Origin of the sequence: Burkholderia sp. BDU5 (assembly GCF_001522845.1) — a bacterium.
GTDB lineage: Bacteria > Pseudomonadota > Gammaproteobacteria > Burkholderiales > Burkholderiaceae > Burkholderia > Burkholderia mayonis.
In genome coordinates this window covers 36,801-52,920 of record NZ_LOWC01000029.1, presented here as the reverse complement: position 1 = coordinate 52,920, position 16,120 = coordinate 36,801, and the positions used below count along the sequence as shown (strand labels likewise).

Annotated in this window: 14 protein-coding genes; 3 read left to right on the top strand and 11 right to left on the bottom strand. The window is 65.9% G+C overall.

Annotation, left to right across the window (positions count from 1 at the left end; all coding sequences use genetic code 11):
• Window positions 1-52: 52 nt before the first annotated feature.
• The 6 genes from WS69_RS05625 to WS69_RS05610 form a co-directional block, all read right to left on the bottom strand.
• Entirely contained in the window at window positions 53-2,407 is a 2,355-nt protein-coding gene (locus WS69_RS05625) for a bifunctional acetate--CoA ligase family protein/GNAT family N-acetyltransferase (protein WP_059469813.1), read from the bottom strand.
• 1,157 nt (window positions 2,408-3,564) lie between these two features.
• Window positions 3,565-3,966, bottom strand: a complete 402-nt coding sequence (locus WS69_RS33000) for a hypothetical protein (protein ID WP_156437955.1) — start codon at window positions 3,964-3,966, stop codon at window positions 3,565-3,567.
• Complete coding sequence (locus WS69_RS05620) at window positions 3,924-4,214, bottom strand: H-NS histone family protein (protein ID WP_059469812.1); 291 nt, start codon at window positions 4,212-4,214, stop codon at window positions 3,924-3,926. Before WS69_RS05620 ends, WS69_RS33000 begins: the two co-directional genes overlap by 43 nt.
• Window positions 4,215-4,316: 102 nt before the next feature.
• On the bottom strand, window positions 4,317-4,616 hold the full coding sequence (locus WS69_RS34525; protein ID WP_226382988.1) for a hypothetical protein: 300 nt from the start codon (window positions 4,614-4,616) through the stop codon (window positions 4,317-4,319).
• Between the two features lie 55 nt (window positions 4,617-4,671).
• A complete protein-coding gene (locus WS69_RS05615; protein ID WP_231747080.1) occupies window positions 4,672-5,304 on the bottom strand; it encodes a BON domain-containing protein in 633 nt (210 codons plus the stop codon).
• A 79-nt stretch (window positions 5,305-5,383) separates the two neighbouring features.
• Window positions 5,384-6,925 carry a sigma-54 interaction domain-containing protein gene (locus tag WS69_RS05610; RefSeq protein ID WP_059469811.1) on the bottom strand — a complete coding sequence of 514 codons (1,542 nt, stop codon included), beginning with the start codon at window positions 6,923-6,925 and terminating at the stop codon, window positions 5,384-5,386.
• 285 nt (window positions 6,926-7,210) lie between these two features.
• Here WS69_RS05610 and WS69_RS05605 point away from each other — a divergent pair, with 285 nt between their 5' ends.
• The 3 genes from WS69_RS05605 (at window position 7,211) to WS69_RS05595 (ending at window position 10,373) form a co-directional block, all read left to right on the top strand.
• Window positions 7,211-8,614: a GntP family permease gene (locus WS69_RS05605; RefSeq protein ID WP_059469810.1), complete on the top strand. Its 1,404-nt coding sequence runs from the start codon at window positions 7,211-7,213 to the stop codon at window positions 8,612-8,614.
• 338 nt (window positions 8,615-8,952) lie between these two features.
• Complete coding sequence (locus WS69_RS34010; protein ID WP_059469809.1) at window positions 8,953-9,225, top strand: hypothetical protein; 273 nt, start codon at window positions 8,953-8,955, stop codon at window positions 9,223-9,225.
• A gap of 158 nt (window positions 9,226-9,383) precedes the next feature.
• The gene (locus WS69_RS05595; protein ID WP_059469808.1) at window positions 9,384-10,373 is read left to right on the top strand and encodes a DedA family protein/thiosulfate sulfurtransferase GlpE; all 990 of its coding nucleotides are present in this window, start codon (window positions 9,384-9,386) and stop codon (window positions 10,371-10,373) included.
• A gap of 154 nt (window positions 10,374-10,527) precedes the next feature.
• On the opposite strand, the gene WS69_RS05590 is transcribed toward WS69_RS05595, so the two are convergent.
• The 5 genes from WS69_RS05590 to WS69_RS05570 form a co-directional block, all read right to left on the bottom strand.
• Entirely contained in the window at window positions 10,528-11,988 is a 1,461-nt protein-coding gene (locus WS69_RS05590; protein WP_059469807.1) for an OprD family porin, read from the bottom strand.
• Between the two features lie 157 nt (window positions 11,989-12,145).
• The gene (locus WS69_RS05585) at window positions 12,146-13,279 is read right to left on the bottom strand and encodes an ABC transporter ATP-binding protein (protein ID WP_059469806.1); all 1,134 of its coding nucleotides are present in this window, start codon (window positions 13,277-13,279) and stop codon (window positions 12,146-12,148) included.
• Window positions 13,276-14,265 carry an ABC transporter ATP-binding protein gene (locus WS69_RS05580; RefSeq protein ID WP_059469805.1) on the bottom strand — a complete coding sequence of 330 codons (990 nt, stop codon included), beginning with the start codon at window positions 14,263-14,265 and terminating at the stop codon, window positions 13,276-13,278. Before WS69_RS05580 ends, WS69_RS05585 begins: the two co-directional genes overlap by 4 nt.
• A 1-nt stretch (window position 14,266) precedes the next feature.
• Window positions 14,267-15,169, bottom strand: coding sequence for an ABC transporter permease (locus WS69_RS05575; RefSeq protein WP_059469804.1), 903 nt, complete (start codon window positions 15,167-15,169; stop codon window positions 14,267-14,269).
• Window positions 15,170-15,181: 12 nt separating this feature from the next.
• A complete protein-coding gene (locus WS69_RS05570; protein WP_059469803.1) occupies window positions 15,182-16,120 on the bottom strand; it encodes an ABC transporter permease subunit in 939 nt (312 codons plus the stop codon).

Below are 16,120 nucleotides of genomic sequence, written 5' to 3'. Positions count from 1 at the left end.
CCGACTCGCCCACTGGATGCACGCGTGCAACGACGCACGCCGTACGGCCGCATCATTGCTGCAGCTTCAATCTGAAACCGACCACCCCCGGCTCTTGCGTCGCCGACACGGCGAAGCCGCTGTCTTTCGCAAGTGAGATCATCGCCGTGTTCTCGCGCAGCGCCTCGCCGATCATCCAACCCGTTCCGCGCGAACGTGCGTATTCGATGATGCGTCCCATCAGCAGTCGTCCGAGTCCCTTGCCCTTCTGATCGGGCCGCACTGCGATCGCAAATTCCGTTGCTTCATTGTCCGGATCGGTCACCGCGCGTACAGCGCCGAGCGTATGCGCGCGGCCTTCGGCGTCGTCGACCGTCGCAATCAACGCCATCTCGCGGTCGTAATCGATCTGCGTCATCCGCGCGATCTGCGAATGATCGAAGTTGCGTATCGCGCCGAAGAAACGCATCCGCAAATCATCCGGCGTCATCGCGCTCAGCAACTCCCGATGCGCATCCTCGTCCTCGGGACGAATCGGGCGCACCGTGACGTGCTCGCCGCGCCAGTCGATCTTCTGCTCCAGGTAGCGGGGATACGGGACGATCGCAAGCCGGCTGCGCCCCGTCGCGAGCCGGATGTGCGGCGCGACCGCGACGACGCGCTCGGCCCGCACGCGCAACACGAGCGACATCTGCACGACTTCGCGCACCTCGCACACGGCTTGCGAAAGCGCGGTCAGCGCATGCAGCAGCGGCTCGGGCGGCGCGCGGCGCGCATACGGCGACCGCGCGACAACCGCTCGCGCCAGCACGGTATTGAAGGGCGGCAGCCCGTAGACGACGAACGGCGCCGAAACGCCATCCGCCGGCGGCACCGAATAACGAAATACCGGACCGAAGTTCTGGTCGTCGAACATGTCGACCGTGATGTCGACGATCGCATCGCCGACGTCCGTATCGGTTGTGCGCTCGACGCCGAAGCCGGCGAGCCAGCCGAGCGCCGCATCGCCTTCGAATGCGTCGCGCCCCTGCGCGAGCGCCGTGCGCGCGACCTCTTGCGCAGCCGAGATCGACGCCGCAGGTTGCGGCGGCGAGCCCTCCGGCGTCTGCATCAACAACTCGCGGCCCAGTTGATAGTCGACGAGACGCGCATGTGCGCGCGCGAGACGCTGCGGCGTCGTGTGCACGGGAATGCCGTGCTCGTGCAACGCATCGCGCGTGGCGGCGTCGACGCCGCCGAAGAAGCACGCAAGCATGCCGCGGCGCGCGAACTTGCGCGATTCGATCAGCGCGCGCGCGACGTCGCCAGCAGGCGCGCTATGCGACGTCGCGTGAACGACGAACACGGTGCCCGTCGGCGGATGCTGCGCGAGGGCCTTCAATGCCGCGCCGAAATGCTCGGGACGCGCATCGTCGCCGAGCAGCAACGGATTGCCGGCGGCGATTCCGGCAGGCAGCGCGCCGGCGACCTCGTCGAGGGCAGCCTGCGGCCATTGCGCGAGCGTCTCGCCCGCCGCCGCGAGCGCATCGACCGCCAGCTTGGCGACGCCTTTGTCGCTCGTCACGAGCGTCGCCGCGCCGCTCGCCGCCGCCCGGCCGACGCCGAGCGTTTCGATTTCGTCGAGGAGATCGTCGAGCGCCTCGACGCGAACCATCCCGGCGCGCTGAAACGCGGCCGTATAGAGCAGATCGCCCGAATCGCCGCGTCCGGTGCGGAGCGCGAGCACCGGCTTGTTGCGCGCCGCCGCGCGCGCGGCCGACATGAACTTGCGCGCCGACTTCACCGTATCGAGCTCGAGCAGGATCGCGCGCGTCGCGGCATCGCTCGCCAGGTAATCGAGCACGTCGGCCGCGTCGACGTCCGCCTCGCTGCCGAGCGCGACGGCGTGCGAGAAACCGAGTCCGCGCGCATGCGCCCAGCCGAGCACCGCGTTCGTCAATGCGTTCGACTGCGATACCCACGCGACCCCGCCCGCCTTGACGATGCACGCCGGCGCGCCGAAATGCGCGTTCAGCACGGGCGAGGCGACACCGAGGCTGCCCGGCCCGACGATGCGCAGCAGGTACGGCTTCGCCGCGGCGAGCGTGCGTTCGAGCGCGGCCCGGTCCGTGCTCGAACGGGCCTCGCCGACGATGATCGCCGCACGGACACCCAGGCCGCCGAGCTTGCGCACGATGCCGGGCCACGTCGCGGGCGGCGTGCAGACGAGCGCGACCGACGGCGCGCTCGGTAGCTGATCGACGTACGGGTACACCTTGTGCCCGTTCAGTTCGCCGTATTTAGGATTGACGGGCCAGATCGCGCCGCCGAACCGGCCATCGAGCACGCACGCCCAGACCATCGCGCCGACGCTGCCGGGACGCGGCGACGCGCCGACCACGGCGACGGAGGTCGGCTGGAACAACGCATCGAGATTGCGAACGGTCACGGCAGCTCCGCTGAAAGGAATGAGCGACGACGATCGAAGGCGCAGCCCTGCCGGACCGAGCCTGCGAGTCCATAGGATAGGCGAAGCGCCGGGCGACGCCTATATGCCATTCGGCCGAATCGCCGATTCGCGCAAGCATCGGCATCATCAATACCGACGCCGCCCCGTCGGTGTCGAACAAGCCCTTCTCCGCCGAAAACGCGGGTCGGGAATACCGGTCTTTCGAAATGGAGTAAAACGAGAATGAACGGATGCATCGGGCAAACCGCGCTCCCGGCGACGACGCCCCGCCTCTTTGACGAAATTGCGTGTTGCTCGCACCGCAAACACGCCGTCGCCGGCACGCTGCGCGCGATGCTCGACTCGCTTGCCCCGCCGACTCGGCCGGCGACACGGCTACCGACAACGCGGCCAACCACGGTCCGCTCGAATGGCCGCCGCCCTCGCGGTTTCGATTCCAGCAGTCGAAATTCGAAACTGCTTACGCGTCTGCGTCCAGACTCGCCTCTCGCCGTGCCTCGCCGCACGGCATTAAAAAGGCACGCGCATTCGTTTTGAAACTGCCGTCTCGAAAATTCGATCGCACCGAATGAAGAATCGGAAAAGCCAGGCTAGAAAAATTGATGCGTTGCCGAATAGCAGACAATCTTCGCGCATTGCGCAGGCCCGCTACGCGAGCAATCGAACGACACAGTTCGAAGTTCGAGTGGAGTCGAAATCGTGGCGCAGCCAGGTGCAAGAACAGCCGCCGCATCGCGTATCGCACCGTCGAACGGCCCTTCGTTCGCGGTCTCGCAAACGATGCGCCGCTCGCGATACGCATGTGCTCGCGCTTCACGACGAACGCAAATGTGCGCTAACCGGCGCTGCGAGGCATCGAAAAACGCTTCTTCCGTGAATAACGATCGTTTTCCATTCGCACCGACTACGACATGCATCAAGCGGAATGCCGTTCGATTGAGAACCCCGTCTCAAGAAGGTCGTCTGCGCGGGTCCACGGTTCGGACACGTTGTCCATTCCCGCACATCGCATGGCGGGATTGGACAGACGAATCAACGTGTCGGCGCGCCGCCGCTTTATTGGCATCGCAATCGAATCGCGTTTCGCGCTCCCGATCCGAGCGTAAGGCGAAACACAGATGGTACGAAAACAGGACTCACGTCTCGTCGCCAAAGGTGAGCGTTTTCGGGAGCCAAGGTGAGGATATTCGGGATTGCGCGCCGGGCTGCGCAAATATCGCAAATCGAAACGAAAAAAACGCATACGGCGTCCCGTCTGCACGATGCAGCGTGAAACAACTTCGCCGAATCGGCAAGTTCGAGTCGAACATGGAATAACGCAATATCTGGCTAAATCCGCTCGCTTCAACGTCAAATCTACGCACAACCACCTGCGGCATGAAATCGCGCGGCCGCCGTGAAACAAACGAACAGCGTGCCAAAAACAAAATGGTGCGAATGGCCAGTTTGCCGTTCGCACCGTCGTTCAAGGCGCCAAAGGTGAGAGTTTCCGGGATCAGTCCTTGATCAGGAAGCGGTTGCGATTCTTGCCGAGCCAAGCCGGAGCACGGCCGCGGCCGCTCCAGGTCTCGCCCGTCTTCGGATTGAGGTACTTCGGCGGCAGCGGGCGCTTCGGCTTCGCCGTCGTCTTGATACTCCTGAATCCCAATTCGTCCGGTGTGATGTCGTATTCTTCGATCTTCGCCTTGATATCGGCAATGGCGTCCGCGATCGCTTTTTCGCGTTCCTTGTCGATTTTCTGTTGAAGTTTTTCGAGCTGTGCAGTCAGTTGCCTATAGGTCGCCATATGGATGAAGCTCCGTCTCGTTATTTATAGATGGAAGTATATGAATCAATTCCAAATCAATCGAACATTTTTCGCATTGCTTTCATATCCCGCAAGCGATGCTCAAAAGCCATTTCCAGCCTTGCATGCGAAGAGAAGGTACCGCACGCCGTTATCGACCGATTGCCTGATCGTGTCGAAATCGCCGCCGCAAATGCCGCGCGCATTCTGAATGCAGGTGTCCCAAGGACCGCCGGCGGGGCATTGGACCATCGTGGTCGAACGCCCGTCGGACGTAAACAGCGGCGCGCTACCTCCGCAGCCTGAAAGCCCCGCTATTAAAGCAATCAAAAATCCTGTCCGCAAGAACGCGCCGCATTGCCCCGGCGCCGGCGCACCCGTCTGTTTCATGAATCTGCCTATCGCTCCGCTTTCTTCTTGGACGACGCGAGTATATGCCAAGCCACGCGACAAAGGGTCAATCGGGTGCAACGAGTGTCTTATAGGGCGCACGGCCGCGTGGATCGTCGTTAAGCCGAATGAATACTTGCTCGACGTCGGGCAGCGCCTCGAGCCTGCGTCGCAACGCATCGCGATCGAACGATGCGGGCGCGCATCCCTCGGCATAAATGAAGCGGCGCTGAATCGTGATCCAGATGCTCGTGCCTGCCAAAGCCGCATCGCCGCCGGCAAATTCCTTTTTTAGTTCTCCGGCAATCGGCTTGTCGTATAAATATGAATTCGGTTTGCTGCAGCGATGCGCGAGCCAGCAAGTCGTTCCGCGCTCGACGCGGTAATGCGCATCGTCCTCCATTTGCGCACGCGTCATCAACGGACCGAGCGGAACCGGGCATTCGGCAATCGCATTCGACAATGCAAAAAAAGGATCGCCGTACCAATTGCGTCGCTCGACCAAAGCAGGCGATCCCGACGATGCGAACGACGTCGATGACGCAGGCGACTCAGATGCCGCCGACACCGAAGTGTTCGACGTCGCAGATATCGACGCCGCAGTCGATACGGACGACGCAGGCGGCACGCCGTCCTGCGCGAACACATGCGCGGCGGCCGCGAGCGTCACGCACGATGCGGCGATCTCGATGCGCTTCATCGCAACCTCCATGCGGATACGCCCGCTCATGCGCGAGCGTCGACACCTGCACGGCGAATGCATCCCGCGCGTCGGTCTGCTATGTGTCGATGCCGAGCGCCGCGAGCTTCTTGTAGAACGTCGCGCGCCCGATGCCGATGCGCGCGGCCGCCTCCGTCACCTTGCCGTTGCATGCGGCCAGGGCGTCCATCAGGAACTGGCGCTCCCACGCGGCGTACGCGGACGCATAGGACAAAGATGCGGCGCGCGCATCGGACGCAACCGTCGATACCGCGCCGGAAACCGAACCCGCACCGGCCGTCGCACTTGCGCCGGCAGCGGGCGCGGCGCCGAAAACCGCGGCCGCCCCACGCCCGGGCCCGATGAACGGCGCGAGCGCGCGCGCATCGATCAGCGCGCGATCGGACAGCATCAGCGCACGCTCGAGCGTGTTGCGTAGTTCGCGCACGTTGCCGGGCCATGGATAGGCACACAGCAGACGCAGCGCATCGTCGGTCAGTTCGCAGTGCTCGGCAAGTCCGTGCTGCGCGGCAAGCTCCTCGAGCATCGTATAGACGAGCGCCTCGATATCCGATGCGCGCTCGCGCAGCGGCGGCGCATGGATCGTCAGCACGTTCAGCCGGTAATAAAGGTCCGCGCGAAAGCGCCCCTCGGCGACGAGCGCCGGCAGCTCGGCCGACGTCGCCGCGATGATCCGCACGTTCGCGCGCACGATCCGGTTCGAGCCGACGGGCTCGAACTCCTTGTCCTGCAGCACGCGCAGCAGCTTGCCCTGCAGCGGCAGCGGCATGTCGCCGATTTCGTCGAGAAAGAGCGTGCCGCCGTCGGCGAGCTCGAACTTGCCGACGCGGCCCTTGCGGTCCGCGCCCGTATACGCGCCCGGTGCCGCGCCGAAGAACTCGGTTTCGAGCAGCGCGTCGGGAATCGCCGCGACGTTGACCGTCACGAGCGGCTTCAGCGCGCGCGCGGACGCGGCGTGAATCGCATGGGCGAGCAGCTCCTTGCCAGTGCCCGTCTCGCCGAGCAGCAAGACGGGCGAATCGACCTGCGCGGCGCGCCGCCCCTGCCGCTTCGTTTCGAGGCTCACCGCGCTCGTGCCGACGAAGCTCGCGAACGTGTATTTCGGACGCCGCGCCTGCGCGAGCGAGCGCTGCGTCGCAATCAGCTCCTGCTGGACCTGCATATAGCGGGAAAAGAGCGGCGTCAGCGTCTTCAGCTCGTCGAACAACGCGAAGCCGATCGCGCCGACGGTTTCGCCCGCCTCGCCCGTGAGCGGCAGGCGCGTGACGATGAGCGGCTCGCGGCCGGTCTCCATGATGTCGAGCAGGATCGGGCGGCCAGTCGCGACCACCTCGCGCATCAGGCTGTGCGGAATCACCGCCTCGCAATCGCGGCCGATCGCCTGCTGCGGATCGGCAAAGCCGAAGCGCGCGGCATAGCGCTGATTGATCCAGACGACGCGCGCATCCTTGTCGACGATCAGCGTGCCGACACTCGAATGCTCGAAGGTCTTGAAAAGGGACTCCGCCGCGCGCCGCAGCACGTCGCCGTAATCGACGGGCAGCGCGGCCCAGCCGTTCGAAATCTGTGCGTTCGTCTCCACTATTTCTTTCTTGTCCACAAAGCGAGACGGATTATCTCATGCAGGAGACAGACAGCAAGAGGCCGTCACGCAAGCCTGACGGGCCGATCGAGACGCCGGCCGCGCCGCATTCGTCTACATATAGAGACGTTTTCTGTAGAATCGGACGCAGCCGGCAGCCGGCGGCGCAGCACGCCCCGCTGCCGGCGCGGCTGCGGCCCGCCGCACGGCCGATGGCACGAATCCTGCGGAAGTGCTGCCGGAGCGTCGCGCCGTCTGTCTGGCGCGCCCGCCCGCACAACAACCAAGATTTAGGAGACTCTCTTGTCATTCTTGATCGTCCTCGCTGCGCTGGCCTTCCTGATGTTCGCCGCGTACCGCGGCTACAGCGTGATCCTGTTCGCGCCCGTCGCCGCGCTGGGCGCGGTGCTGCTGACCGATCCCGCCGCCGTCGCCCCCGTCTTCTCCGGCATCTTCATGGAAAAGATGGTCGGCTTCGTCAAACTCTACTTCCCGGTGTTCCTGCTCGGCGCGGTGTTCGGCAAGGTCATCGAGCTGTCCGGCTTCTCCGAGGCGATCGTCGCGGCCGCGATCCGCTACATCGGCCGCTCGCGCGCGAATGCGGTGATCGTCGCGGTCTGCGCGCTCCTCACCTATGGCGGCGTGTCGCTGTTCGTCGTGGTGTTCGCCGTCTATCCGTTTGCGGCCGAGCTCTATCGTCAGAGCAACATTCCGAAGCGGCTGATGCCAGGCGCGATCGCGCTCGGCGCGTTCTCGTTCACGATGGACTCGCTGCCGGGCACGCCGCAGATCCAGAACATCATCCCGACGACGTTCTTCAAGACCACCGCGTGGGCCGCGCCCGCGCTCGGCACGATCGGGTCGGTGTTCATCATCGTCGTCGGCCTGTCGTATCTCGAATGGCGCCGCCGCTCGGCGCTCGCGCGCGGCGAAGGCTACGGCACCTCGCTCATCAACGAGCCCGAGCGCGTCGAAACGCAGTCGCTGCCGCATCCGATCCTCGCGGTGTCGCCGCTCGTGCTCGTCGGCGTCGCGAACTTCACGCTGACGAAACTGATTCCAGTGTGGTACGGCGGCGCATCGTACACGGTCCCGCCCGACGTGCTGCCCGGCGTCCACGCGCCGATCACGACGCCGATCAAGACCGTCGTCGCGATCTGGTCGGTCGAAGCGGCGCTGCTGCTCGGCATCCTGCTCGTCGTCATCACCGCGTTCAAGCGCGTGCACGAGCGCTTTGCGACCGGTACCAAGGCGGCAGTCGGCGGCGCGCTCCTCGCCGCGATGAACACCGCATCCGAATACGGCTTCGGCGGCGTGATCGCCGCGCTGCCGGGCTTCATCGTCGTCGGCGATGCGCTGAAGCACATCCCGAATCCGCTCGTCAACGCCGCCGTGTCGGTCAGCTCGCTCGCGGGTATCACGGGCTCGGCGTCGGGCGGCATGAGCATCGCGCTCGCGGCGATGTCGGATCTCTTCGTCAAGGGCGCGCAGGCCGCGCAGATTCCGATGGAAGTGCTGCACCGGGTCGTCGCGATGGCGAGCGGCGGCATGGATACGCTGCCGCACAACGGCGCGGTGATCACGCTGCTCGCGGTGACGGGCCTCACGCACCGCGAGTCGTATCGCGACATCTTCGCGGTGACCGTCATCAAGACGCTCGCGGTGTTCTTCGTGATCGCCGTCTATTATCTGACAGGGCTCGTATGATCTGACGACAGGCGCAACGCGCCCGTCTCGCGACCGCCGCCGGCCGGCTTCGACGAAGCGCCGGCGAACAAATCGGCCCGGCGCCCGCCGCTCGACGGCGCGCCGGGCCGATTCCGTTTTCTCTCATACTTTTATCGTGACGCGCCGCTGCAACATGCGGATTTGTGCGAACGCCGGCGGGCCCGCCGCGCAACGCGCGGCAACGCTCCGGCAAGCCGCCCGACCATACCGATCGAACGCCTCGCGAAATTCTCATTGCGGCCGCCCGCTTCGGTTAAACTGCATTCAAGCAGTCCGCAAAGCAACATTTCCTATTTCACGACACGAGGACACGTTCAATGCGCACGACCGGTTCTTCCGGGGCCATGACCCTGCTGACCGAATTCGATCCGGCCGACGGCCGCGAGCTTCGCTCGCTGCGTCTCGCGGCCACCGAAGACGGCAAAAGCGTACTGCTCATCGAAATCGACGAACGCAAGCCCGGCATCCATCGGGAAGTACGCTACGAAATCACGCCCGCCGAGTTGATCGCCGCGATTCGTTCGCACGGCGCGGAGCTGCCGGGCGAAACGCACGGCGCCACCCCGCTCGTCCGCAGCACGACACCCTGATCCCGCCGCCATGGTGAGGCCGCGGCCGGCCCGCGCCCTCACCGTCTCCGCCGCGCGCCGATGCGCGCTGTGATCCCCTTCCCGAAAATAGCCGATAATCGGCACATCCACGCGCTCCATGCCGCGCGCTTCTCGCGGCGACCCTCCATCGTTTCGTCATGCTTCATGATCTCGTCGCCCGTTTCGGGCCGCTCATCGTGTTCGCCAACGTGCTCGCGGCCGCGATCGGCCTGCCCGTGCCCGCCATGCCGACGCTCGTGCTGTTCGGCGCAATGGCGACGCTGCATCCGGACGCGATCGGCGCGCAGCTCGCGCCCGTGCTCGCACTCGCGGTGCTCGCGGCGCTGATCGGCGACACCGCGTGGTACGTCGCCGGCCGGCATTTCGGCGGCCGCGCGCTGAAAACCTTATGCAAGCTTTCGCTGTCGCGTGACAGCTGCGTGAAAAAAACCGAACGCTTCTTCGGCCGCTGGGGCGTGCGCGTGCTCGCCGTCGCGCGCTTCATCCCCGGCCTGTCGCTGATCTCGGTGCCGATGGCGGGCGCGCTCGGCACGCGCTATCGGACGTTCGTCGGCTACGACGGCTTGGGCGCGCTGCTGTGGGCGGGCTGCGGCATCGCCGTCGGGTTCGTGTTCGCGAAACAGATCGATTGGCTTTTCACCGGCGCGAACCGGCTCGGCCGCGCGGTGCTCGCCGTGATCGTCGTGCTGCTCGCGCTCTATACGGCCGTGCGCTGGATGCGCCGCCGCGCGCTGATTCGCCAGCTCGCGAACGCGCGGATCGATGTCGACGAACTCGACCAGTTGCTGCAAGCCGATCCCTCGCCAGTCATCGTCGACGCGCGCTCGCCCGAGCACCGCAAGCTCGATCCGTACGCGATCCCGGGCGCGCAGTTCGCCGACGAACGCGATCTGCACGCCATCGTCGCGCACTATCCGGCGACGCAGAAATTCGTGATCTATTGCTCGTGCCCGAACGAAGTGACGGCGGCGCTGATGGCTCAGCGCCTCAAGCAAGCCGGCTTCGCCGACGCGCTCGCGCTGCGCGGCGGCCTCGACGCATGGCGCGACACGGGCCGGCAATTGATCGAGCTCGATCCGCAGGCAGCGAGCGAAGCGGTGCTTGCACCCGCACCGAAAACCGCCTGATCGAACGGACGCGCAGCAGCGTGCACGCGCATCGTCCGGGGCGCGGAGAACGGCGGCGGCTTTTGCATTCGGACGCGAGCCGCATGCCGCCGCAGAAATGCCGATGTCGGGCGGCAGCCGAGCTTGCGCCGCCGCGCGAATCGTTTCGGAATGCTCAGAACACCTTCACCGGCACGTTCACGACCAGCCGGTATTCCTGGTTGGTGCTGTCCGAGTAGTGCGTCGAGCCGACGTGCCACATCGCGATGAACGTGATCTTCGTGTCCTTGAACTTGCCGCTCTGGATCGTGTACGACGGGATGAAGCCGAACTCGTGGTGGCGGCCCTGCACCGGCGCGCCGTCCTTCCAGTAGATGCTCGAGCGCGTCGGATCGAGCGCCGCGCCCGCGGAGCCGTCCGCGCCCCAGCCCGTCACGCCCCACACCATCGCCTTGAAGCCGGGCAGCCCCGCCTCCTTGCCGTAGAACGTGTAGCGCAACTGCAGCGATTTTTCGTGCGGCGCGTTGTAGTCGACATCCATCGAATCGACGAGGAAGATGCCGTTCGTTTCGTTCAGGTAATCGAAGAATTGGTCGCCGAGCACCTGCTGATAGCCGAGCAGCAGCTCGTGCGGACCGTGCTGCGCGGCGAGCGACAAGCTGTACGCATTGTTGTCGATCTTGCCCTGGCGCGCGTCGCCCGTGTCGTGCGTCGAATAGAAGTTGCCGAAGCCCGTCCACTTGATCGCCTGCGGCGAGCCGTAGCTCTGCTTGACCGAGCCGTAGTACTGACGCCATACGTCGTCGGCCTGACCCGCGTAGAACGACGCCGAGCCCGTCGACGAGTAATCCCAGGTGCCGCCCAGGTACGTGAAGCGATCGACGCGCGTGCCGCCGTATTGGGTCGTCAGGTTCGTGAGCGTCGCGTAGCCGCGCGCGTCCGTCTTCGTGAAGCTGCCCGCTTCGAGCATCACGTTCTTGAATTCGTTGCTGACGATCGTCGCGCCGAGGAACGTCGGCGGCAATGCGCGGTTGTCGTGCTGCTCCATGAACGGATTGTCGACCGCCTGCAGACCGTACTTGATCACCGTGTTCGAAATGCGCGCCTTCACGTCATAAATGCCGGGAAACGCCCATGCGAACTGGTTCGAGCCGCCGCCGCCCTTCGCGATGTGCACCATGTTGCTCGCGCCCGCGCCGCCGTCGAGCTTCAGCGCGGCGTAAATCGACGCGTCGACGCCGAAGCCGATCAGCCCGCCCGTATAGCCGGACTCGAAGTTCGCCATCACACCCTGGACCCACGCGTGGCGATGCGGTCCGCCCTTCGAATCAAGCACGTCCGCGTAGTTGCGGAACAGCACGTCGAAATGACTGTCGGCAATGAAGCCCTTCGACGTCGACTGGCTCGACACCGGCTCCGGCGGCATGATCTCCTGCGTGGCGTCGGCGTTGATGATCGCGTTCGGCGTCGTCGCCTGCTGCGCAAGCGTCGCGGCGGGCGCCGCCCGGGCCGGCGCGGCCGGCGCCGCGTCATCCGCACGCGCCGCGCCTGCGATCGACACGCCGGCGAGCATCGGCAGTCCCCACGCGAGCAGGACTGCTCGCGCGACCCTCTTCATCGATTGATGTTGTGTCATTGCGCTTCTCTTTTTATGTTGACTACCCACTCGCCGGCCGCGCATCGCGGCCGGCGACACCCCGGCGCGCCGCCGTGACGACGCGCCTTCCCACGACGCGAAGATCATCCGCGCCGTCCACACCCCTGTTGGCTTGTTGTGTCTTTGTCGGTACTGCTCAGCGCTGCGCGCCTGCGACGCCGGCCCGAATGCAAGCGACGCGCGCGGCCGATCCGCCGCGCACCTCGGGCTGCGGCACCTCGCGCGCGCAGGCGTCGATCGCGTCCGGACACCGCGTGCGGAACGCGCAGCCCGAAGGCGGATCGAGCGGAGACGGCATCTCGCTCGCGAGCAACAGCGGCCGCCGCGCGCGCTCGCGCGCGGGCTCCGGCGTCGGCGCGGCGGCGAGCAGCGCGCGCGTGTACGGATGCTGAGGCGCGCCGTACACGTCGCGGCGCGTGCCGAATTCCATCACGCGGCCGAGATACATCACGAGCACGCGCTGGCTGATCGCCTTGACGACCGCGAGATCGTGCGCGACGAACAGATAGGACAACGACAGCTCTCGCTGCAGATCGCGCAGCAAGTTGACGATCTGCGCCTGGATCGACACGTCGAGCGCGGACACGGGCTCGTCGCAGATCACGAGATGCGGCTCGGCGATCAACGCGCGCGCAATGCCGACGCGCTGGCACTGGCCGCCGGAAAATTCATGCGGATAACGAAGCAGATGATGGACGTTCAGGCCGACGCGCTCGAGCATCGTCAGCACGCGACGGCGCACTTCTTCGCGGCCGATGCCCGGCCGATGCGTGACGAGCGGCTCGGCGACGACCTGCTCGATCGTCATCCGCGGATCGAGCGACGCGAGCGGATCCTGAAAGATCATCTGCATCTCACGGCGGATCTTGCGCGCGTCGCGGCGCGCGCCGCTCACGATCGGCTCGCCGCGCCATTGCACGGTGCCCGCCGTGACCGGCGCGAGGCCGATCAGCGCGCGTGCGAGCGTCGACTTGCCGCAACCCGATTCGCCGACGAGCCCGACGGTCTCGCCGCGCTTCACGTCGAACGACACGCCGTCGACCGCGCGCAGCGTGCCCTTGGGCGACCACGGGTAGCCGCCGAGTGGCACGCGGAAATGCACCTTGAGATCGCGCACCGACAGCAGCGCTTCGGCGTCGTGCGACGTGTCGTTGCCTCGCGCAACGGCGTCCGGCGCGCCGGAACTGGAGGTTCCGACGCCGCTCGGCGCGTCCGGCGAAGCGGAAACGAACGAGGAAACAGAAGAAACGAGATCGGTCGCGGCGCTCATCGCAGCCCTCCCATGATTTCCACAATGGGCCGATGACACGCGCGCACGGCGCCCGTGTCCGAATAGGCGATCAGCTCGGGGCGCTCGGCGCCGCACCGATCCGATGCATGCGAACAGCGCTTCGCGAACGCGCAGCCGAGCATGCCTTGGCCGGGTAGCGGCGGGTTGCCGGGAATCGCGACAAGCGGCGTGTCGTCGGGCGCGTCGAGTCGCGGCAGCGCGTTCAGCAGGCCGATCGTGTACGGATGCGACGGCGCGGCGAAGATCGCGTCGGCGCTCGCGTATTCGACCGTACGGCCCGCATACATCACCATCACGTCGTCCGCGAGCCCCGCAACGACGCCCATGTCGTGCGTGATCAGCACGATCGACGTGCCGTGCTCGCGGTTCAGCTCGCGCAGCAGCTCGATGATCTGCGCCTGCACGGTGACGTCGAGCGCGGTCGTCGGCTCGTCGGCGATCAGGATCTCGGGCTCGAGCAGCAGCGCCATCGCGATCATCACGCGCTGACGCATGCCGCCCGAGAACTCGTGCGGGTACATCCGGATCCGGCGCGCGGCGTCAGGAATCCTGACCGCTTCGAGCGCTTCGATCGCGCGCCTGATCGCATCCTTGCGCGACATCTTCCGATGCAGTTGCAGGCTCTCTGTCATCTGCCGCTCGATCGTCAGGAACGGATTGAGCGACGTCATCGGATCCTGGAAGATCATCCCGATCCGGTTGCCGCGCACTTCGTTCAACTGCCGCATGCTCATGTCGAGCAGATTCTCGCCGTCGAACAGCGCTTCGCCTGACGTCGAGCCGTTGCCCGCGAGCAGGCCCAGCAGCGCCATCACCGTCTGGCTCTTGCCGGAGCCCGATTCGCCGACGATGCCGAGCGTCTTGCCCGCTTCGAGCGAGAACGACACTCCCGACACCGCATCGACCGGCTCGCCTTCCCGGCGCGTGAAGCGCACACCGAGATTCTTGACTTCGAGTAGCGCCATCTCAGCGGTCCTTCGGGTCGAGTGCGTCGCGCAGACCGTCGCCGACGAAGTTCACGCAGTAGAGCGTCACGCACAGCATCACCGCGGGCGCGAGGAGCAGCCACGGCATCGCCTCGAGCTTCTGCGCGCCGTCCTGGATCAGGACGCCCCAGCTCGTCATCGGCTCCTGCACACCGAGTCCGAGGAACGACAGCACCGATTCGGTCAGCACGATCGTCGGCACGCTGACGGTCGCGTAGACGACCACGACGCCGAGCAGATTCGGCACGATGTGGCGCCGGACGATGGTCGCGGGCGCGACGCCGATCGCGCGCGCCGCGTCGACGAACTCGCGCGTGCGCAGCGACAGCGTCTGGCCGCGCACGACGCGCGCCATGTCGAGCCACGAGAACGCGCTGATCGTCAGCACGACAAGGATGAACGAGCGGCCGAACAGCGTCATCATCAGGATCGCGATCAGCAGATACGGAATCGCATACATCATGTCGACGATTCGCATCATCGTCGCGTCGACGCGTCCGCCGGCGAAGCCCGCGATTGCGCCCCACGCAACGCCGAAGAGTCCCGACACGAACGTGCCGAGCAGGCCGACTTCGAGCGACACGCGCCCGCCGACCAGCGTGCGCACGAGCAGATCGCGGCCGAGCTCGTCGGTGCCGAACCAGTGCATGTTCGCGAGTCTCGGCGCAAGGCTGATCGACGACCAGTCACTCGTGGCCGGATCGTTAGGAGAAAGAAGCGGCCCGACGAAGCACGCGAGCGCGATCAGCACGAGCACGGCGAGGCTCGCGAGCGCAGCGCGGTTGCGCACGAAGCGCCGTGCGGCAAGCTCGAGCGGCGTGCGCGAGCGCAGCGGCGCATCGGCCGGCTGCGACAGCTCGATCGAAGGAGAAACAGGCGTCATCGCATCGCCCTCTCAATAACGGATGCGCGGATCGAGCCACGCGTATGCGAGGTCGACCAGCAGGTTGAACAGCACCGCGCAGACGGTCGTCAGCACGACGAGACCGAGTACGAGCGTGTAGTCGCGATTGATCGCGCCGTTGACGACGAGCTGTCCGAGGCCCGGCAGCGCGAACACCGATTCCGTCACGACGGCTGCGGTGATGGACGAGATGCAGACCGTGCCGAACAGCGACACGACAGGCATCAGCGCGGGCTTCAGCGCATGGCGCATCACGATCGTGCGGCCGGGCAGGCCTTTCGCGCGCGCGGTGCGGATGAAGTTGCTCGACAGCGTCTCGATCATCGACCCGCGCATCACGCGCGCGAGCAACGACACGTTGATCAGCGTGAGCAGCGCGACGGGCAGCACGCGATAGCGCCAGCCGCCGTCACCCCAGCCGCCCGCGGGCAGCCAGCCGGCGCCCTCGGACGTCTTCATCAGGATCGCGAAGATCAGCACGAGCACGGGGCCGAGCACGAACGGCGGAATCACGTTGCCGAAGTTGCCGATCAGCATCACGACGCGATCGACGATGCTGTCGCGCCGCACGGCCGCGATCGTGCCGAGCAGCACGCCGAGCACGATCGACAGCGGAATCGACACGCCGCCGACGCCGAGACTCACGGGCAGCGCCTTGCGCACGAGATCGTTGACGGTCCAGTCCGTATAACGGAACGACGGACCCAGATCGCCGTGCAGCAGCGAGCCGAGATACAGCAAGTACTGCTTCCACAGCGGCTCGTCGAGGTGGTACTTCGCGTTCAGGTTCGCGAGCGTCGCGGCGGACAGCTGCTTCTCGCTGTCGAACGGCCCGCCGGGCGTGAAGTGCAGCAGCAGATAGCAGACGGTGATGACGGCGAGAATCGTCGGCACCGCCCAAAGCGTGCGCCGCAATGCATAGGCCAGCAT

Excerpts from the sequence above, each read along its gene's own strand:
- WS69_RS05615 (WP_231747080.1), bottom strand. The coding sequence starts at position 5,304 with ATGAAGCGCATCGAGATCGCCGCATCGTGCGTGACGCTCGCGGCCGCC.
- WS69_RS05570 (WP_059469803.1), bottom strand. The coding sequence starts at position 16,120 with ATGCTGGCCTATGCATTGCGGCGCACGCTTTGGGCGGTGCCGACGATT.
- WS69_RS05595 (WP_059469808.1), top strand. The coding sequence starts at position 9,384 with ATGCTTCATGATCTCGTCGCCCGTTTCGGGCCGCTCATCGTGTTCGCC.
- WS69_RS05575 (WP_059469804.1), bottom strand. The coding sequence starts at position 15,169 with ATGACGCCTGTTTCTCCTTCGATCGAGCTGTCGCAGCCGGCCGATGCG.
- WS69_RS05580 (WP_059469805.1), bottom strand. The coding sequence starts at position 14,265 with ATGGCGCTACTCGAAGTCAAGAATCTCGGTGTGCGCTTCACGCGCCGG.
- WS69_RS05585 (WP_059469806.1), bottom strand. The coding sequence starts at position 13,279 with ATGAGCGCCGCGACCGATCTCGTTTCTTCTGTTTCCTCGTTCGTTTCC.
- WS69_RS05590 (WP_059469807.1), bottom strand. The coding sequence starts at position 11,988 with ATGACACAACATCAATCGATGAAGAGGGTCGCGCGAGCAGTCCTGCTC.
- WS69_RS34010 (WP_059469809.1), top strand. The coding sequence starts at position 8,953 with ATGCGCACGACCGGTTCTTCCGGGGCCATGACCCTGCTGACCGAATTC.
- WS69_RS05620 (WP_059469812.1), bottom strand. The coding sequence starts at position 4,214 with ATGGCGACCTATAGGCAACTGACTGCACAGCTCGAAAAACTTCAACAG.